We start from the raw sequence: 19,197 nt of genomic DNA on the forward strand, positions 1-19,197 counted from the left end.
CGCACCGCACGGCAACTGCCTGTCGCAGGAGGGGGAACGGCACATGACGCTGCGCCGCGTCGGGGACAACGAGTACGTCGAGGAACACGGCGGGGACTACGAGGACTTCACGGACGGGATGCTGATCCGGCACTGGCCGGGCCGGACCATCACCGAGACCGACAACACCTGGCTGACCCTGCTCACCATGAACCAGCACCCGCTGCACTTCGACCGCGCCTACGGGGAGGGGGCGGAGTACGGGCGGGTCCTCGTCAACAGCGGGATCACCCTCTGCCTGGTCGGCGGCATGACCGTGCAGGCCCTCTCCGCGCGGGCGGTGGCCAACCTGGGCTGGGACAAGGTCCGCCTGAAGGACCCGGTGTACGTCGGCGACACGCTGTACGCCGAGAGCCGGATCCTCCACAAGCGGCTGTCCCGGTCCCGCCCCGGGCAGGGCATCGTCACGGTGGAGACGACGGGCAGGAAGTCGACCGGAGAGCCCGTCATCGTGTTCGAGCGCTCCTTCATGGTCCGCTGCCGCGAGACGCGGGACGAGGCACCTCAACCGCCCACGGCCCCGTAGAGCGCCGCGGCGGCGGCCGTGTCCTCGATGGCCATGCCGACGCCGCGGAACACCGAGATCCGGCCGTCCGCCGCGCCTCCCCGGCCCTCCGCCGCGCCTTCCCGGCCTTCCACCGCACCTCCGCGGCCCCCGGCGGCCGGCCCGGCGACCAGCGCGCCCAGTTCGACCAGCTGATGCTCACCGATCAGCCCGGCGGCAAGCGCGGCCCGCACCTCGGCTGCCTCCTCGACCGCCGCCGCGCGCTCCTCCACAACGACGAGCGCGTCCGCGAGCAGCTCCGGCGCGACCTCGATCGCGTGCTCGTCGGTGCCGCCGATCACGTTGACGTGCGCCCCGGGTGCCACCCACTCGGCCGCCACCAGTGGCACCGGGTCGCTGGTGGAGGTGGTCGTGCAGACGATCTCGGCGCCCACCACGGCGTCCTTCGCCGTGCCGCACACCGTGACCTCCACCGCCGGGCCCGAGGTCTCCCTGACCCACCGCGCGAACTCCTCGGTACGGGCAGGGGTGCGGGAGAACACCCGCACCGAGCGGACCGGCCGCACCGCCGACACCGCCCGCACCAGGGCCCGCGCCTGCACCCCGGCGCCGATGACCGCGAGGTCCCCGGCGTCCTCGGGCGCGCACAGCCGGGTCGCGAGCGCGGCGACCGCACCGGTGCGTACGGCGGTCAGTTCGGCGCCCTCCAGCAGCGCCGTGATCCGGCCGGTCTCCAGGTCCGTCAGGACCACCGTGCCGTGGATCAGCGGGAGGCCGCGGTCCGGGTTGTCCGGTGTGAGCGTGGTGATCTTGACGCTGCCCACCCCGCGCCGCTCCCAGACCGCCGCCGCCGCCAGCAGCTCCCGCCGCGGGCCGTGCTGGACGACGGTCCGCGACGGCGAGGAGGTCCGGCCCGCCGAGAGGTCGGCGAACGCCTCGGCCAGCGCCTCGACCACGGCGAGCAGACGCTCCTCACCGGCCATGTCCGCGGCGGAGATCATGCGTGGCTCCGTCATGCGACCACACCCTTCCTGCCGTTCCCGCCGTTCCTGCCGCTTCCGCCGCTTCCGCGCGTGCTCAGCTCGGCGACGACGTCGACGATCAGGTCCTCCTGCCCGGCGATGGCCTGCCGCCTGCCGAGCTCGAAGAACACATCACGCGGATCGACCCCGCCCCGGGCCGCGTGGTCGAGCACCTGATGCTTGAACCCGGAGAAGACCCCGGCCAGACCGCTGACGATGCTCAGCGAGCCGATGACCGGCGGTGCCGGCATCAGTTCCCGCTCCGCGAACTCGGCCGCGTCGAGCAGCGCGTAGAGGTCGATCCCGGTGCGGAACCCGGTCCGCTCCAGGACCGGTACGAGGGCCTCCAGCTGGGTGTTGCCCGCTCCGGCGCCGAAGCCGCGTGCGCAGCCGTCGATGATGGTGGCGCCCGCGCCGGCGGCGGCCACCGAGTTGGCGACGGCCATGCCGAGGTTGTTGTGCCCGTGGAAGATGACGGGCACGTCGACGGCTCCGGCGATCGCGCCGATCCGCACGGTGACGTCCTCGGGCAGGAAGTGGCCGGCGGAGTCCATGATCCCGACGGCCTGCGCTCCGTACCCCACCGCGTTCGCCGCGTGCTCGGCCAGCTCGGCGGGGGTGGCCATGTGGCTCATCATCAGCACGCAGTGGGCCTCGGCGCCCTCCGCGCGCAGGAACTCCAGGTGGCGTTCGGCCAGCGACGTCTCGGTGCAGTGCACCCCGATACGGAGGATGTCCGCGCCGTGCCCGACCGCCTTGCGCAGGTCGGCGGAGGTGCCCCAGCCGGGCAGCATGAAGACGCCCATCCGGCTGGTGGTCAGCGCCTCCCGTACGGTCGACAGCATCGCGTCGTCGCTCACCGCGGCCCGCCCGACCTGGAGCGAGGAGGCGCCGAGCCCGTTGCCGTGGCCCACCTCCACCACGGGGATCCCGGCGGCGTTCGCGGCGCGCGCGTAACCGCCGATCGCGGCGGCGCCGAGCTGGTGCCGGACCGCGTGCTGGCCGTCGCGCAGCGTCGGGTCGTAAATCGTCACGGCGTTCATCGGCCCGCCCTCGTCCGGGCGGCCGGGAAGAGCCGGGCCGCGTGCTGCTCGGCGACCATGATGGCCGCCGCGTCGATGATGTCCAGGTTCCCGGCGTACGGCGGCAGCACATCGCTGTCCGCCACCACCTCCACGGAGACGGTGATCCGGTCGCCGCTCACCGTGCACGCGACGACCTCGTAGCCGGGCTGGACGGCGCGGACCCGGTCGGCCGCCTCGGCGACCACGGCCCGTACCGCCTCGGCGCCGGCCCCCGGGGCGATCGCGTGCACGGCCGTCCGGAAGGGCGCCGGAGGGACGGCGGGGCTGATGTTGAGGACCGCCTTGGTGTCGCGTACGCCGGAGAAGGCGGTGACGGCGTGCGCGGTCGTCGCCACGTACTCGTCCAGGTTCAGCCGGGTCGCGCGGCCCGCGATGGTCGAGGCCACGGTGGAGACGACCTCGATGTACTCCACGGCGAACCGGCCGGCGAGCGCGTGCGCGATCGGGACCGACGCCTGCCCGCCGCAGCTGATCAGGTTGACGTTGCGCACCGCCGGCGGCTGCATGCCGGTGACGGTGGGGACCACCATCTGTCCGACCTTGCTCGGCGTCATGTCGATCACCAGCGGGCCCAGCGGTTCGAGCAGCCGCCAGTGCTCGACGTGTGCCATGGCGCTGGTGGCGTCGAGGACGATGTCGACCGCCGGCGAGGCGGCGAGGACCGCGTCGATGCCGTCCGCCGATGTGGGACAGCCGAGCTCGGCGGCGTGCCGGAGCCCGGCGGAGGCGGGGTTGCGTCCGGCCACCAGCACGCACTCCAGGAGCTCGGAGCGGAGCACCTTGCCGACCAGGTCGCGGCCGATCGCGCCGGTGCCGATCACGGCGACGGACGCACGGCGCGCGGTCCCGGGCGGGACGCCGGTGAGGTCGTCAACGACGCTCATGGGCCGCCTCCTCACCGTCGCGCCGGGCGCCTGGGGCGCGGTCGCCGAAACGTTCCTCCCAGGCCTCGCCCAGCGCCACCGTCGTCCGGGCCAGGCGGGCGAACGGCGGGCCGACCATGTTCCCGTCCAGCAGCGCGATCCCATCGCCTGCCGCCCGTACGGCCTCGACGACCCGGCGGGCCTGGCGCAGCCGCTCCGGGTCGGGCCGCAGGGCGCTGTTGATCGCGGCCAGTTCGGCCGGGTGCACGGTCGCCTTGCCGTGGAAGCCGAGCTCCTGGACGCGGGCGATCTCCTCGGCCAGCGCACCGGGCTCGGCGAGCCGGTAGTTGGCGGTGTCGATACAGGCCGCGCCGTGCCGGGCGCAGGCCATGGCCATCGCCTGGCGGGCCGGGAGCATGTTGGCCCAGCCGATCTCGACGCCCAGGGTGGCGGCCAGGTCCGCCGAGCCGAAGACCAGCCCGTCGGCTGCCTCCGCGATCGCGTCGACACCGGCGACGGCGGCCGGCGTCTCCAGGGTCACGTAGATCTGCGGCCGCAGGCCGGCCGAGGCGAGCGTGTCCCGCATCAGGGCCACCTCGACGGCGGAGTCGACCATGGTCATCAGGACGAAGCCGGGCGCGACCGCGCACTCGGTGAGCATCACCAGGTCGTGCACGGCCTCGATGGTGCCCAGTTCGTTGACCCGCACGGCGATGTTCTCCGGCGCCGGGGACCTCTCCAGCGCCGTACGGCACACCTTCCGCGCCGCGTCCTTCTCCGGTCGCGGAACCGAGTCCTCCAGGTCGATGAGGTGGAGGTCCGCGTCGTACGTCCAGGCCTTGACGACCCGGTCGAGCGAGAGCGCCGGTGTGTACAGGACGCTGCGCGGAACGGCTCTGGCGGCGCCCGTCACCGGTCCGCCCCGTCCGTGACCGGTACGGCGGCCCGCGCGCCCACCTCGACCAGGACCTTGCCCAGGTCGCGGATCTGCCGCTCGGTCTGGCCCGAGCGCATCATGACCCGCAGCCCCGCCGTACCGCGCGCGACGATCGGGAAGAAGACCGGGGAGACGTAGAAACCGGCCTCGATGACGCGGCGGCCCGCCTCGATCACGGTCTCGTCGCTCATCGGCACCAGCCGGATCGGGAAGGTGCTGCCGGCCTGGTCGGTGTGGACCAGCGAGTCGAAGAGCGCGATGTTTCCGTAGAGCTGGTTCTGGCGGGTGGTCAGTTCGGCGGTCCGGTGGATCTCCGCCGAGGCGAGCCCGGCGCCGACCGAGGCGGTGTCCAGGAGCTGGGAGTAGTTCAGGGCGCCGCCGAACCGCTCGATGACGCGCAGCGTCTCCTTGGACTGCCCGTCGAGGACGACCGCCGCCCCGCTGGTGCCGAACGCCTTGTTGAGGGTGACCACCGTGATGGTGCGCTCGTCCCGGATCGGGTTGTGCGTACGGACGTAGCCGATGCCCCGCTCGCCGTACGCCGACAGGGAGTGCGAGTCGTCGTAGTAGACGAGCATGCCGTACCGGTCCTGGAGCGCGGAGAGTTCCTTCACCGGCGCGTAGCCGCCGAGGCTGTCACTGCCGTCGCAGACGTAGGCGACCCGCTCGTACTTCTTGCACATGTCCTCGATGAAGTCGAGGTCGTGGTGGCGGGAGGTGACGACCTCGGTCTCGTCCGCGCAGACCGGCTTGACGTTGGCCATCGACACATGCGCGTTCTTGTCGAAGATCATCAACGGCCGTACGCCGTTGCCCAGATGGCCGGAGGCGATGAGCGGGAGCAGACCGAAGGTCGCGGTGCTGGCGGCGATGGAGGCGACGACCTGGCCCTCGAAGAGTTCGCCGAGCGAGGTCTCCAGCTCCTGCATGGCGGGTATCTGGACCCGGCTGCGGGCGATGCAGTGGTCGAGCACGCCGTAGCGGCGCAGCGCGGCGATGCCGCCTTCGATCACGTCGGGATGCGAGTCGAGATCCAGGTACGAACAGCAGCTGAAGTTGACGAACTCATGGCCGTCGGGGATGAACTCGTGGCCCTCGGTGGCCCGCAGGAGGCCTGTCCCGGCGTCGTAGTCGGCCACGATCCCGGCCAGGCCGTGCCGCTCCGACAGGTCCCAGAACGCGTTGCCGATGCCGATCAGCTTGTCGTTGTTCCGGTACCGGTGGGCAGGGGTGATGCTCTGGCGCTCGGTCATGAGGTGGTACCCGCCGGTTCGTAGTTGTAGACGCCCTTGAGCTTCCGGTAGACCGCGGTGTAGATCGCCACGCCGAGCACGTAGGGGCGGCGGAAGATCTTCGGGTCGCGCAGCCAGAAGTTCATGTTGATGTTCATCTCGTCCAGCGACTCGGCCTGGTGCCACCAGCCGAGCGGGAGGTAGAGCATCTCGCCCGGTTCCAGGACCAGTTCACGGCGCTGGACGAGCTTGGCGGCGAGCTTCGGATAGCGCGCCCAGTCCACGTCGTCGAAGTCGAAGACCTGCGACTTGTCGCCGAACCCGTGCCGCAGGGACCTCGGGTAGTACTCCCAGAAGCCCGGCGGAGCCAGGACGAACCGCTTGCGGCCCTCCAGGCAGATGTTGAAGTTCTCCAGCTCGTCGAAGTGACTCTGGGTGAAAACGCCCTGGTGGCTGATCCAGAGGTTCGCGGCGTTCATGGGGCCGCGGTAGTCGAAGAGCTTCCCGGCGTCGAAGCCGAGGATCGCGTTGACGTCGGCCGGGCTGTTGCGGAAGTTCGAGACGATCCGATTCCAGGTACCGGGATCGTCCATGTACCGGTCGTCCTCGAAGAACTCGCGGAGTCGGATCTCCTTGGTGGTCCACCGCTCCGAGTTCTGCTTGTCGCCCGGCTCGGTGAACAGGGTGACCATCATGTCGCCGAGGCGCTCCGCGACACCGTCGCGGCCCAGCCCCTGGGTGCCTTTCGGCAGGGTGATGACCACGGGCACATCGGCTCGGATGAGAGCCTCCCGCCCGAAAGCCATGAATTCGTCGAAGGATATCCGGGGAACCGGTAGGCCCCCGATGCCGTCCCGACCGGACACGGAATGCGATGTGTTCATCATTCTGCCCTCGCTGTTGTTCACTGTTCTGCCGTTGTCAATTCAGGATTCACCGCCGAGACCGGCCTCCCCTTCCGCAGCACCGGCTGTCCGACGAGGCTGACCACCAGGGCGACCAGCCCGCCGACGGCTCCCGCCCAGGCGGCGTGCGCCGAGGTGCCCTGCTCGCCCAGGTGTCCGCCGACGGCGATGCCCGACGCGATACCGAGGGCGCCGCAGCTGTTGAGCCAGGAGAACGCCTCGGACAGGGAGCCCTTGGGGGCCACCGATTCGAGGAGGGTGCTCCCGGCGATCAGGGCCGGCGAGATCGCGATGCCCGCGAGGACCGCGCAGAGGGCCATCACCGGGAAGGTGTCCGCGAAGGCCAGCGGAATCGCGCTGAGCGTCAGCACACAGGAGGTGACCACGAGCAGCGCGGACTGCGGCACACGCCAGTCGACGGCGCCGTACGCCAGTCCGGCGACGAGGCTGCCGACCGCGATCAGCGCCAGCAGCACACCGCCCAGCCCGGGCTCCGACCGCTCCTGCGCGAACGCGATCATCGAGACGTCGACCGCGCCGAACAGGAAGCCCATGCCCGCGTAGGCCGCCATCAGCACCCAGACGCCCGGCACCGCGATCGCCCGCTGCGGGCTGCCGCCCGGCTCGCGGGCGCGCATCGGCTCGGAGCTCCGGTGCAGCGCCACCACGATCGATCCGGTCACGGTCAGGACCGCGCAGGCGATCAGTCCGCCGGCCGGGAAGGCCGCCGGGCTCAACACCGTGACCAGCAGCGGCCCCAGGAGGAAGATCGTGTCGTCGAGGATCGACTCCATGGCGTACGCGGTACGCAGCGAACCCTGGTCGACGAACGCCGCCCAGCGCGCCCGCATGAAGCCGGTGAACGACACCGAGGTGCATCCGGTGACGAGGGCCGCCGCGAGCATCGCCCAGAGCGGGAGCTCCAGGCCGATCGCCGTCAACAGCAGGGCCATCCCGACGGCATGGCCCGCACAGGTGGTCAGCAGGACCTTGCGCTGGCTGTGCCGGTCGGCGAGACGTCCGAGGAACGGCGCCGCCACACCCTGGGAGATGAGCATGGCCGCAGCCACCACACCGGCCTCGCCCAGCGATCCGGTGACGGCCGAGATCAGCATCAGACAGCCGATGGAACGCATGGCGATCGGAAAGCGTCCGACCATGCCCCAGAAAGCCAGCGTGCCCGCGCCGGGTGATCTCAGCAATCGCAGATAGGAACCGAGCCCGGAATTCGACGACGGCGCACTCTCGGACACCATTCTCCTGTCGGCGCAGAAACGAATGAATCGAATAGTCTCGTGGTCCCGAGGTCGGGAAAACCCGGCCAACCGCACGTTCGGAAACTTTTGTGCCGTGTGTGCCGGCGATCCGAACTGCCTTGCCGCACTCCCCATGTGGCGGATCGTCATGCTATGCAGGCCACCACGGGGTGTCAATAGCTCGAATGTCGACGAAAAAGCTACCGACCAGGCAGTTCACCGCCGCCGTCGACCGTACGGAGACCTGTACAGGAATCCACTCGGCGCGCCGCACGACGACCGACTCACCGTCGGCCAAAGTGGCCCACTCGGCATGATCCGAATATTCCGGGCGGAGTAATATTCGTGCTTTCCCATACGATGGCGGCAGACCGTATGTGCCGGAGCCAGTCATGAGCGGCAATCAGGAGGCAGCGTGACCGAGGTCAAGGTCGAGATCCAGGAGACCGACCAGGAGATCGGCCGGCAAGCCCTCGCCCCGGAGACCCCGGTGGACGAGGAGAGCGAAGCCACGAAGCAGCGGAAGAACGGCCTGGACCGGGGCGTGAGCGACGAGCTCGCCGCGAACATGAAGGGCGGCTGGGCGGACACCGAGCGGCATGACCTGCTGCCGATCCCCCAGGCCGGGCACACCGCCCGCCGCCGCGCCGGCCTCTCCGCCCGCTTCCCGGGCGAGCGTCTGGTGATCCCGGCGGGCAATCTGAAGGTCCGCGCCAACGACACCTTCTACCGGTTCCGCCCGTCGTCCGACTACACGTATCTGACGGGCGACCAGACCGAGGACGCCGTACTGGTCCTGGAGCCCGCGGCGGACGGCGGCCACGAGGCGACCGCGTACCTGCTGCCCCGGTCCGACCGGGAGAACGGCGAGTTCTGGCTCTCCGGCCAGGGCGAGCTGTGGGACGGCCGGCGCAACAGCCTCACCGAGAACGAGCGGCTCCTCGGACTGCCCTGCCAGGACGTCCGGGCGCTCGCCGAAGCGCTCGGGGCGGGCACCGGACCGGTCCGCCTGCTGCGCGGCTACGACGCGGGCATCGAGGAGGCCCTCGCCGACAAGGTCACCGCGGAGCGGGACGAGGAGTTCCGCGTCTTCCTCTCCGAAATGCGCCGGATCAAGGACGCGTTCGAGATCGCCGACCTCCGCTTCGCCTGCGAGGCCACCGCCCGTGGCTTCGAGGACGTCGTCCGCTCGCTCGACCGGGCGCAGGAGACGTCGGAGCGGTACATCGAAGGCACGTTCTTCCTCCGCGCGCGGGTGGAGGGCAACGACGTCGGCTACAGCACGATCGCCGCCGCGGGACCGCACGCCACCACCATCCACTGGGTCCGCAACGACGGCGCGGTCCGCGACGGCGAACTGCTGCTGCTCGACGCCGGCGTCGAGACCCGCAACCTCTACACCGCCGACGTGACCCGCACTCTGCCGGTCAACGGCCGGTTCACACCGCTCCAGCGCAAGATCTACGACGCGGTGTACGAGGCCCAGTCGGCCGGCATCGCGGCGGTGAAGCCGGGCGCTCCGTACCGCGACTTCCACCGGGCCGCACAGCGCGTGCTGGCCACCAGGCTCGTCGAGTGGGGCCTGTTCGACGACGACCTGGATGTGGAGAAGGTCCTGGAGCTCGGCCTGCAGCGCCGCTGGACCATGCACGGCACCGGCCACATGCTCGGCCTGGACGTGCACGACTGCGCCGCGGCCCGGACCGAGAGTTACGTCGAGGGCCCGCTGGAGCCGGGCATGTGCCTGACCGTGGAGCCGGGCCTCTACTTCCAGGAGGACGACCTGACGGTGCCCGAGGAGTACCGGGGCATCGGCGTACGCATCGAGGACGACATCCTCGTCACCGAGGACGGCAACGAGAACCTCTCGGCCGGCCTGCCCCGGGAGGCCGACGAGATCGAGGCATGGATGGCCCGCCTCAAGGCGTGATCACCGGTGGTGCCGCTCCGGCGTCGGGGCGGCACCACCGCGAGGCGCTTCACCGTGAGACGTGAGGACAAACACGGATCACTCCGCCACGAGGCCACAACAGACACGAGGACACAACAGAACGGTCGGCACCGTGATCACGATGCCGACCGTTCGTCGTTTCCCGCAGGACACTTTTCGGTGTCCTACTTTGTGCGCGAGGGGGGATTTGAACCCCCACGTCCCTAAGGACACTGGCACCTGAAGCCAGCGCGTCTGCCGTTCCGCCACTCGCGCAAGAGTGGTGTTTCCAGACTCTCTCTCACCTGTGTGGTGCGAGCGCCTGGCGACATCCGGAAGATTAGCACGGTGGACAGGGTGGATTCACATCCGTTGTTTCACCGGCCCCGGGACGGGAAACGGGAACGCGGAGCCGCCGCCCCCACTCCTTCAGAGAGCACCGCGTGTGCGGGACACTGTGAGGAGGCCACCTCTACGATCCGTGTGAGGGGTGACACTCATCCACAGGGCAGAGAAGGGGAACCAGCCGATTTCCCGACGCGTGGATACGATCAGTAAGCAGTACAGGGACGATGACACCGGAGGAGGTGCCCCATGGGGGTCATGAAGCGTTTCGAGCAGCGCCTCGAAGGGCTGGTCAACGGCACCTTCGCCAAGGTCTTCAAGTCCGAGGTGCAGCCGGTCGAGATCGCCGGTGCGCTCCAGCGGGAGTGCGACAACAACGCGACGATCTGGAACCGCGAGCGGACCGTCGTCCCCAACGACTTCATCGTCGAGCTCAGCACACCCGACTACGAGCGACTCAGCCCGTACTCGGGCCAGCTGGGCGACGAGCTGTCGGGCCTGGTGCGCGACTACGCCAAGCAGCAGCGCTACACGTTCATGGGGCCGATCAAGGTCCACCTGGAGAAGGCCGACGACCTCGACACCGGTCTCTACCGGGTGCGCAGCCGCACCCTGGCGTCGAGTTCGTCACAGCAGGACCCGTCCGACCAGCCCCAGCGGCCCGCTCCCGGGCGGCCCGCCGCCCCGCAGGCCCCCGGTGGCTACGGCTACCCGCCGGCCGCCGCTCCGCCGATGCCCGCGGCCCCGCCGCCCGGCGGTGGACGGCCCTCGGCGCCCGTGGGCGACCGGCGCCCGCCGGCCGGGCCCGGCGCGCTGCCGGACGCCCAGGTGCGACGCTGGATCGAGATCAACGGCACACGCCATCAGATTTCCCGCCCGACGTTGGTGATGGGACGATCCACCGACGCCGACGTGCGGATCGACGACCCCGGCGTATCGCGCCGGCACTGTGAGATCCGGACCGGAACGCCCTCGACGATCCAGGATCTCGGGTCCACCAACGGCATCGTGGTGGACGGGCAGCACACCACCCGCGCTACGCTCCGCGACGGCTCGCGGATCGTCGTGGGCAGCACCACCATCGTTTACCGGCAAGCCGAAGGGTGAAGCGGGGGCAATGTCAGAGCTGACCCTGACGGTCATGCGGCTAGGTTTCCTGGCTGTTCTGTGGCTGTTCGTGATCGTGGCCGTCCAGGTCATCCGCAGCGACCTGTTCGGAACGCGCGTCACGCAGCGCGGCTCACGCCGCACTGCCGCCGACGCGCGCCCGCAGCAGGGCCGCCAACAACAACAAGCGGCGCCGCCCCAGCAGCGCCAGCAGCCCGGGCGCCAGCGCCGCGGGGCACCCACCAAGCTGGTCGTGTCCGAAGGCACCCTCACGGGCACCACGGTCGCGCTCCAGGGCCAGACCATCACGCTGGGCCGGGCCCACGATTCGACGATCGTGCTGGACGACGACTACGCGTCCAGCAGGCATGCCAGGATCTACCCCGACCGGGACGGCCAGTGGATCGTGGAGGATCTCGGGTCCACCAACGGCACGTATCTGGAACGGACCCGGCTCACCACCCCGACGCCCGTTCCGCTGGGCGCGCCGATCCGTATCGGCAAGACCGTCATCGAGCTGCGGAAGTAGTACGACAATGAGCGAGCGGAGCGAGCGAGCCGCGGCGGCCCGGACGACGGACGCGGCCCGGTTCCCGACCGGAGGGTGGGCAGTGTGGCTCGAGACAGGCTGTACCCCGACGGAGCGTCGACCGGGCAGGTGCGCATGAGTCTGTCCCTGCGCTTCGCCGCCGGATCGCACAAGGGCATGATCCGGGAGGGGAACGAGGACTCCGGCTACGCCGGCCCGCGTCTCCTCGCCATCGCCGACGGCATGGGCGGCCAGGCGGCCGGTGAGGTCGCCAGCTCCGAGGTGATCTCCACGCTCGTCCAGCTCGACGACGACGTCCCGGGCTCGGACATCCTGACCTCGCTGGCCACGGCGGTGCAGCAGGCCAACGACCAGCTGCGCGTCATGGTCGAGGAGGACCCGCAGCTGGAGGGCATGGGCACCACGCTCACCGCCCTCCTCTGGACCGGCCAGCGGCTCGGCCTGGTGCACGTCGGCGACTCCCGCGCGTACCTGCTGCGCGACGGCGTCCTGACCCAGATCACCCAGGACCACACCTGGGTGCAGCGCCTGGTCGACGAGGGCCGCATCACCGAGGAAGAGGCCACCACCCACCCGCAGCGCTCGCTGCTGATGCGGGCGCTGGGCAGCGGCGACCACGTCGAACCGGACCTCTCCATCCGCGAGGTCCGCGCCGGCGACCGCTATCTGATCTGCTCCGACGGCCTCTCCGGCGTGGTCTCGCACCAGACCATGGAAGAGACCCTGGCCAGCTACCAGGGCCCGCAGGAGACCATCCAGGAGCTCATCCAGCTCGCTCTGCGCGGCGGCGGCCCCGACAACATCACCTGCATCGTGGCCGACGTCCTGGACGTCGACAACAACGACACCCTGGCCGGCCGGCTCAACGAGACCCCGGTCGTCGTCGGAGCGGTCGCCGAGAACCAGGCGGTGCTGAACGACGGCGGGGCCATGCAGACCCCGGCCGGCCGCGCGGCCGGTCTCGGCCGCCAGGTCCCGCCCCCTGCGGGCGGCTTCGGCCCGCCCGGCAGCGGCGACTCCGGCTACGGCTCGATGCCGGACGGCTCGTACGACGCGTACGCCGACGACGACCTCGACAAGCCGCGCGGCGGCCGTAAGTGGCTCAAGCGGTCCTTCTTCACCGTGCTGGCGCTGGCCGTGATCGGCGGCGGCCTCTACGGCGGCTACCGCTGGACGCAGACCCAGTTCTACGTGGGCGCGCAGAACGAGAACGTGGCGCTGTTCCGCGGCATCAGCCAGGACCTCGCCTGGATCTCGCTCTCCGAGGTCGAGAAGAACCACCCCGAGATCGAGCTCAAGTACCTGCCGCCGTACCAGCGCAAGCAGGTCGAGGCCACGATCGCCGAGGGCAGCATCACCGACGCCCGCAAGAAGGTCGACGAACTCGCCGCCCAGGCATCCGCCTGCAAGAAGGACGCGCAGCGCCGCGCCGCCGAGGCCGAGGCCGAGAATTCCGCCACTCCCCCCACCACGGGGACCAAGCCGAACACCGCGACTCCCACTCCCGGCCCCAGCCTCTCGGAGGAAGAGAAGAAGCTGGTCCCGCAGTGCGGTAAGCAGTAAGCCGTAGGGGGCCTTCAGCACCATGAGCGTTGTCACCAACACGACCACCATCGGCGCGATCGACGCACCGAGCCGCCGCAACACCGAGCTGGCGCTCGTCATCTTCGCCGTCGCCATCTCGGTGTTCGCCTACGCCAACGTGGGCCTCGCCCTCAACGGCGAACTCCCCTCGGGCATGCTCGGTTACGGAGCGGGGCTCGCCCTGCTCGGCGGCGTCGCCCACCTCGCGGTGCGCCGGTTCGCCAAGTACGCCGATCCGCTGCTGCTGCCCCTCGCCGTACTCCTGAACGGCCTCGGCCTGGCGATCATCTGGCGCCTGGACCAGTCCGAACGGTTCCAGGCCCTGAAGACCTTCGCCCCCGCCGCTTCGAAGCAGCTGCTGTTCTCCGCGATCGGCGTGGGCATGCTCGTCGCGGTCCTGGCCATCCTGAAGGACCACCGCATCCTCCAGCGCTACACGTACATCTCCATGCTCGTGGCGCTGTTCCTGCTGATCCTGCCGATGTTCTTCCCGGCGGTGAACGGCGCCAAGATCTGGATCAAGATCCCCGGCGTCGGTACGCTCCAGCCCGGTGAGTTCGCCAAGATCATCATCGCGGTGTTCTTCGCGGGCTACCTGATGGTCAAGCGGGACGCACTGGCGCTGGCCAGCCGCCGGTTCATGGGCCTCTACCTGCCTCGCGGCCGCGACCTGGGCCCGATCCTGATGGTCTGGGCCTTCTCGATCCTGATCCTGGTCTTCGAGACCGACCTCGGCTCCTCGCTGCTCTTCTTCGGCATGTTCGTCGTGATGCTGTACGTCGCCACCGAGCGCACCAGCTGGATCGTCTTCGGTCTGCTGATGTCCGCGATCGGCGCTGTCGGTGTCGCCTCGTTCGAACCGCACGTCCAGCAGCGCGTCACCGCGTGGCTCGACCCGTTCGCGGGCTGGGGTGTGGAGCCGGCGAGCGAGCAGATGGCCAAGTCCCTGATGGCCTTCGGCTCCGGAGGCACCCTCGGGACCGGTCTCGGACAGGGCCACTCCGACCTGATCGGCTTCGCCGCCAACTCCGACTTCATCCTCGCCACCGTCGGCGAGGAGCTGGGGCTCGCCGGGATGATGGGGGTGCTCCTGGTCTACGGCCTGATCGTGGAGCGCGGGGTGCGCACCGCGCTGGCGGCCCGCGACCCGTTCGGCAAGCTCCTCGCGATCGGCCTCTCGGGATCGTTCGCCATCCAGGTGTTCGTCGTCGCCGGCGGTGTGATGGGTCTCATCCCGCTCACCGGTATGACGATGCCGTTCCTGGCGGCGGGCGGTTCCTCCGTACTGGCCAACTGGGCCCTGATCGCCATCCTGATCCGGATCAGCGACACCGCACGCCGCCCCGCCCCGGCACCGGCACCTTCGACCGACGCAGAGATGACGCAGGTGGTACGACCGTGAACAAGCCACTGCGCCGGATCGCGATCTTCTGCGGAATCCTCGTGCTGGCCCTCCTGATCCGGGACAACTGGCTCCAGTACGTCCGTGCGGACGAGCTGAACAGCCACAAGTACAACCGCCGCGTCCAGATCGAGCGCTACGCCCACGAGCGCGGCGACATCATCGTCGACGGCAAGGCCATCACCGGCTCCGTCGAGACCGAGGACGGCGACTTCACGTACAAGCGGGTCTGGAAGGACGGGCCTCTCTGGGCCCCCGTGACCGGCTACTCCTCGCAGGCTTTCGACTCCTCGCAACTGGAGAACCTGGAGGACGGCATCCTCACCGGCAACAGCGACCAGCTGTTCTTCGACCGGACGATGTCGATGTTCACCGGCGAGAAGAAGCAGGGCGGCAACGTCGTCACCACCCTCAACGGGGCCGCCCAGAAGGCCGCGTTCAAGGGGCTCGGCGAGAAGAAGGGCGCCGTCGTCGCCCTGGACCCGCAGACCGGTGCCATCCTCGCGCTCGCGAGCACGCCGTCGTACGACCCCTCGGTCTTCGCCGGGAACTCGCTCAAGGACTCGGACGCCCGGCAGCAGCTCCTGAAGGACGAGGACAAGCCGATGCTCAACCGGGCGCTGCGCGAGACCTACCCGCCCGGTTCCACCTTCAAGGTCGTCACCGCCGCCGCCGCCCTGGAGAACGGGCTCTACGACGACATCGACGCCAAAACGGAGTCCCCGCTGCCCTGGACGCTGCCGCAGACGCAGATCCCGCTCCAGAACGAGGGCGACATCCCCTGCGAGGACGCCTCGCTGCGCGAAGCCCTGCGGGTCTCGTGCAACTCCGTCTTCGGGAAGATCAGCGACGACCTCGGCAACAAGAAGATGATCGAGCAGACGGACAAGTTCGGCTTCAACAAGGAAGTCTTCACGCCCGTCCGCGCCGACGCGAGCATCTACCCCGAGGACAACCGGCCGCAGAACGCGATGGCCGGCATCGGCCAGGCGTCCAACCGGACGACGCCGCTCCAGATGGCCATGGTGGCCTCCGCCATCGCCAACGACGGCAAGCTGATGCAGCCGTACATGGTCGCCAAGCGCCAGGCGCCCAACCTGGACGACATCTACACCGCCGAGCCCGAGGAGCTCAGCCGGGCGCTGTCCGGCGAGAACGCCCAGAAGGTCCAGCAGATGATGGAGACCGTCGTCGAGAAGGGCACGGGAACCAACGCACAGGTCCCCGGCGTCACAGTGGGCGGCAAGACCGGTACCGCCCAGCACGGTCTGAACAACAGCGAGAAGCCGTACGCCTGGTTCATCTCGTACGCGAAGACCGACAACGGCTCCCCGGTCGCCGTCGCCGTCGTGGTCGAGGACGGCAACGCCAACCGGGACGACATCTCCGGTGGCGGACTGGCCGCCCCGATCGCGCGCGACGTGATGAAGGCGGTCGTCGACAGCAAGCAGTGAGGCCCGTCACGGCGGACGCCCGCCCATACCGGACATCGGATACCGGTCGGATATCGGCTGACGGGTGCGGGCTGATCACGTACCGCGTGCCCGGTAGCGTATGCGCGAACAGCGCACCGCCGGACCACACACACGGGTGCGGTCAGGACTGACGGAGAGGGCTGGAACAGTTATGGAAGAGCCGCGTCGCCTCGGCGGCCGGTACGAGCTGGGCTCGGTGCTCGGCCGTGGTGGCATGGCCGAGGTCTACCTCGCCCACGACACCCGGCTCGGCCGCACCGTAGCTGTGAAGACGCTCCGGGCCGACCTGGCCCGCGACCCGTCCTTCCAGGCCCGGTTCCGCCGTGAGGCCCAGTCGGCCGCCTCGCTCAACCACCCCGCGATCGTCGCCGTCTACGACACCGGCGAGGACTACGTCGACGGGGTCTCCATCCCGTACATCGTGATGGAGTACGTCGACGGGTCGACCCTGCGGGAGCTCCTGCACTCCGGCCGCCGGCTGCTGCCCGAGCGCACGCTGGAGATGACGGTCGGCATCCTCCAGGCCCTGGAGTACTCGCACCGCGCCCAGATCGTCCACCGCGACATCAAGCCGGCCAACGTCATGCTGACGCGCACCGGCCAGGTCAAGGTCATGGACTTCGGCATCGCCCGGGCCATGGGCGACTCCGGCATGACCATGACGCAGACCGCCGCGGTCATCGGCACCGCCCAGTACCTCTCCCCGGAGCAGGCCAAGGGCGAGCAGGTCGACGCACGGTCCGACCTGTACTCCACCGGCTGCCTGCTCTACGAGCTCCTCGCGGTCCGGCCCCCGTTCGTCGGGGACTCGCCCGTCGCCGTGGCCTACCAGCACGTGCGCGAGGAGCCGCAGCCGCCGAGCAACTTCGACCCCGAGATCACGCCCGAGATGGACGCGATCGTGCTGAAGGCGCTCACCAAGGACCCGGACTACCGCTACCAGTCCGCCGACGAGATGCGGGCCGACATCGAGGCCTGCCTCGACGGCCGGCCGGTCGCGGCCGCGGCGGCGATGGGCGCCGTGGGGTACGGAGGCTACGACGGCTACAACGCCGACCAGCCCACCACCGCCCTGCGCCCGACCGACCCGAACAACGCCCCGACGTCGATGCTGCCGCCGGTCAACCCGGACGACGGCGGCTACGGCTACGACGACCGCGCGGGCCGCCGGCGCCAGCAGCCGAAGAAGAGCAACACCTCGACGATCCTGCTGGTCGTCGCCGGCATCCTGGTGCTCATCGGCGCCATCCTGATCGGCCGGGCCGTCTTCAGCGACAGCGGCAACGACGGCAAGGTGCCCGTACCGAACATGGTCGGCTCCACCGTCAAGGAGGCGGAACAGCTCGCCGAAAGGGCCGGGGTCGTCCTGAAGGTCGCCGGCGAGGAGCCGTGCGAACAGCAGGACAAGGGCGACATCTGCTCGCAGTCCCCGAAGGACGGCGAGATGGACGAGAACGGGACCGTCGAGGTCATGGTCTCCTCCGGCGCCCCGAAGATCGAGGTCCCCGACGTCCTGGAGAAGTCCGAGGACGGCGCCCGCAAGGCCCTGGAGGACAAGGGCTTCACGGTCAACGTGACCGCGGTCGAGTCCGACAAGACCGAGGGCACGGTGATCAAGCAGAAGCCCGACGGCGGCGCCCAGGCGGAGGACGGCTCCGAGGTGACCATCACGGTCGCCAAGAAGGAGACCCTGGACCTGCCCGACATGCGCACCCGCACCTTCGCGGCCGCCGAACAGCAGCTGCGGGACATCGGCTTCAGCAACATCTCGCGGTCCGACGTCGACTCGGAGGAGCCGAAGGACACCGTCGTCGAGCAGACCCCGCAGCCCGGCAAGCACGCCAAGGACGCGCAGATCGTCCTCAAGGTCTCCAAGGGCCCGCCGGAGCCGCCGGAGCCGGAGAAGACCCAGGTCCCGCAGATCCAGGGCATGCCGCTCGGCGAGGCCAAGGCGAAGCTCCAGGAGGCGGGCCTCCAGGTCGGCAACATCCAGGGGTCGCAGGAGGACAACGCCATCGTGGCCGTCGTGCAGCCGGGGGTCGGCGAGACCGTGGACAAGAACTCGGCGGTCAACATCTTCGCCACCCCGGGCGGCGGCGGGGACCAGGGCGGCGGCGGCATCTTCGGAGGCCCGTCGGGCGAGTAGCGCCCGCGTAGCCGTACGTACGGGAAAGGGCCCCGGTCACCGTGGATGGTGACCGGGGCCCTTCGCCGTACTCCTGGAGACTCCTAGAGCAGTTCCACCGGCTTCGTACGGTCCTTGTCGACCTTCTCCGTACGCTCCAGCTCGCCCCAGACGATGTACCGGTACTTCGACGTGTAGACCGGGGTGCACGTCGTCAGCGTGATGTATCGGCCGGGCTTCTTGACGCCCGACTCCTCCGGGACCGGCTCGATCACCTCGACGTTGAACTTCGAGGTCTCGGGGAGCGACTTGTAGACCTTGTAGACGTACCAGGTGTCCTTGGTCTCGAAGACGATCGCGTCGCCGTTCTTCAGCTTGTCGATGTTGTGGAACTTGGCGCCATGCCCGTCCCGGTGCGCGGCCAGCGTGAAGTTGCCCTTGTCGTCCCAGGGCAGGGCGGAGGGGACCGGGTCGGTGTAGTAGCCCGCGATGCCGTTGTTCAGGGTCTTGGGGTCGGTGCCCTTCTTGACCAGCACCTCGCCGTTCTTCATGGCGGGTACGTGCAGGAAGCCGACGCCGTCCTTGGTGTCCAGGGCGCCCGGCCCGTCCGCCCACTTGCTGCGGACCGTGTCGCCCTGCTTGCCGGCTTCGAGGTCGGCGAGCACGTTGGTCCACCACAGCGAGTACGCGACGAAGAGCGCGAGCACCAGGCCCGCGGTGATCAGCAGCTCCCCGAAGACGCTGACGGCCGTGGCGATGGGGTGCCTGCTGGGCCGGGGCGCGGGGGGCGCGGACACGTCGGTCCGCTCGTCGTGCTCGGTCCTCGCTGCCACCG

At 69.8% G+C, this 19,197-nt stretch carries 16 protein-coding genes and 1 tRNA gene; 8 read left to right on the forward strand and 9 right to left on the reverse strand.

Annotated elements, in window-relative coordinates:
• The first annotated feature begins 43 nt into the window (after positions 1–43).
• Positions 44–565, forward strand: coding sequence for a MaoC family dehydratase (locus ACQP09_RS16945; protein WP_432151261.1), 522 nt, complete (start codon positions 44–46; stop codon positions 563–565).
• Here ACQP09_RS16945 and ACQP09_RS16950 read toward each other — a convergent pair.
• The 7 genes from ACQP09_RS16950 to ACQP09_RS16980 are packed head-to-tail and all read right to left on the reverse strand — an operon-like array spanning position 544 to position 7,748.
• Positions 544–1,560, reverse strand: coding sequence for an ornithine cyclodeaminase family protein (locus ACQP09_RS16950; RefSeq protein ID WP_433400394.1), 1,017 nt, complete (start codon positions 1,558–1,560; stop codon positions 544–546). The genes ACQP09_RS16945 and ACQP09_RS16950 overlap by 22 nt on opposite strands.
• Positions 1,557–2,609 (reverse strand): 4-hydroxy-2-oxovalerate aldolase, encoded by a 1,053-nt coding sequence (dmpG, locus tag ACQP09_RS16955; RefSeq protein WP_433400396.1) that lies wholly within the window; start codon positions 2,607–2,609, stop codon positions 1,557–1,559. The genes ACQP09_RS16950 and dmpG overlap by 4 nt, the downstream gene beginning before the upstream one ends.
• Positions 2,606–3,535: an acetaldehyde dehydrogenase (acetylating) gene (locus tag ACQP09_RS16960; protein WP_433400399.1), complete on the reverse strand. Its 930-nt coding sequence runs from the start codon at positions 3,533–3,535 to the stop codon at positions 2,606–2,608. Before ACQP09_RS16960 ends, dmpG begins: the two co-directional genes overlap by 4 nt.
• A complete protein-coding gene (locus ACQP09_RS16965; RefSeq protein ID WP_433400402.1) occupies positions 3,522–4,427 on the reverse strand; it encodes an HpcH/HpaI aldolase/citrate lyase family protein in 906 nt (301 codons plus the stop codon). Before ACQP09_RS16965 ends, ACQP09_RS16960 begins: the two co-directional genes overlap by 14 nt.
• A complete protein-coding gene (locus ACQP09_RS16970; protein ID WP_433400405.1) occupies positions 4,424–5,704 on the reverse strand; it encodes an aminotransferase class I/II-fold pyridoxal phosphate-dependent enzyme in 1,281 nt (426 codons plus the stop codon). The genes ACQP09_RS16965 and ACQP09_RS16970 overlap by 4 nt, the downstream gene beginning before the upstream one ends.
• Positions 5,701–6,567, reverse strand: a complete 867-nt coding sequence (locus ACQP09_RS16975) for a cupin-like domain-containing protein (protein ID WP_432151267.1) — start codon at positions 6,565–6,567, stop codon at positions 5,701–5,703. The genes ACQP09_RS16970 and ACQP09_RS16975 overlap by 4 nt, the downstream gene beginning before the upstream one ends.
• A gap of 20 nt (positions 6,568–6,587) precedes the next feature.
• Positions 6,588–7,748, reverse strand: a complete 1,161-nt coding sequence (locus ACQP09_RS16980) for an MFS transporter (protein WP_433400408.1) — start codon at positions 7,746–7,748, stop codon at positions 6,588–6,590.
• A 553-nt stretch (positions 7,749–8,301) separates the two neighbouring features.
• On the opposite strand from ACQP09_RS16980, the gene ACQP09_RS16985 reads away from it, so the two are divergent.
• On the forward strand, positions 8,302–9,774 hold the full coding sequence (locus tag ACQP09_RS16985; protein WP_433406629.1) for an aminopeptidase P family protein: 1,473 nt from the start codon (positions 8,302–8,304) through the stop codon (positions 9,772–9,774).
• A gap of 193 nt (positions 9,775–9,967) precedes the next feature.
• On the opposite strand, the gene ACQP09_RS16990 is transcribed toward ACQP09_RS16985, so the two are convergent.
• A tRNA-Leu gene (locus tag ACQP09_RS16990) sits at positions 9,968–10,050 on the reverse strand.
• A 318-nt stretch (positions 10,051–10,368) separates the two neighbouring features.
• Between ACQP09_RS16990 and ACQP09_RS16995 the strand changes: the two genes are divergently transcribed.
• The 6 genes from ACQP09_RS16995 (at position 10,369) to pknB (ending at position 18,383) form a co-directional block, all read left to right on the forward strand.
• Positions 10,369–11,226, forward strand: coding sequence for an FhaA domain-containing protein (locus ACQP09_RS16995; protein WP_433400411.1), 858 nt, complete (start codon positions 10,369–10,371; stop codon positions 11,224–11,226).
• 10 nt (positions 11,227–11,236) lie between these two features.
• Positions 11,237–11,755 (forward strand): FHA domain-containing protein FhaB/FipA, encoded by a 519-nt coding sequence (locus tag ACQP09_RS17000; RefSeq protein WP_003967913.1) that lies wholly within the window; start codon positions 11,237–11,239, stop codon positions 11,753–11,755.
• Between the two features lie 135 nt (positions 11,756–11,890).
• Entirely contained in the window at positions 11,891–13,339 is a 1,449-nt protein-coding gene (locus ACQP09_RS17005; RefSeq protein WP_433400415.1) for a Stp1/IreP family PP2C-type Ser/Thr phosphatase, read from the forward strand.
• Positions 13,340–13,361: 22 nt separating this feature from the next.
• A complete protein-coding gene (locus ACQP09_RS17010; protein ID WP_405508269.1) occupies positions 13,362–14,762 on the forward strand; it encodes an FtsW/RodA/SpoVE family cell cycle protein in 1,401 nt (466 codons plus the stop codon).
• On the forward strand, positions 14,759–16,216 hold the full coding sequence (locus ACQP09_RS17015; RefSeq protein ID WP_433400418.1) for a peptidoglycan D,D-transpeptidase FtsI family protein: 1,458 nt from the start codon (positions 14,759–14,761) through the stop codon (positions 16,214–16,216). The genes ACQP09_RS17010 and ACQP09_RS17015 overlap by 4 nt, the downstream gene beginning before the upstream one ends.
• A gap of 172 nt (positions 16,217–16,388) precedes the next feature.
• Positions 16,389–18,383: a Stk1 family PASTA domain-containing Ser/Thr kinase gene (gene pknB / locus ACQP09_RS17020; RefSeq protein WP_433400421.1), complete on the forward strand. Its 1,995-nt coding sequence runs from the start codon at positions 16,389–16,391 to the stop codon at positions 18,381–18,383.
• Between the two features lie 83 nt (positions 18,384–18,466).
• Here pknB and ACQP09_RS17025 read toward each other — a convergent pair whose 3' ends face one another.
• Complete coding sequence (locus tag ACQP09_RS17025; RefSeq protein WP_433400423.1) at positions 18,467–19,195, reverse strand: class E sortase; 729 nt, start codon at positions 19,193–19,195, stop codon at positions 18,467–18,469.
• Between the last annotated feature and the right edge of the window lie 2 nt (positions 19,196–19,197).

The organism is Streptomyces sp. CA-146814 (genome assembly GCF_050942385.1).
In the GTDB taxonomy this organism is placed as follows: domain Bacteria; phylum Actinomycetota; class Actinomycetes; order Streptomycetales; family Streptomycetaceae; genus Streptomyces.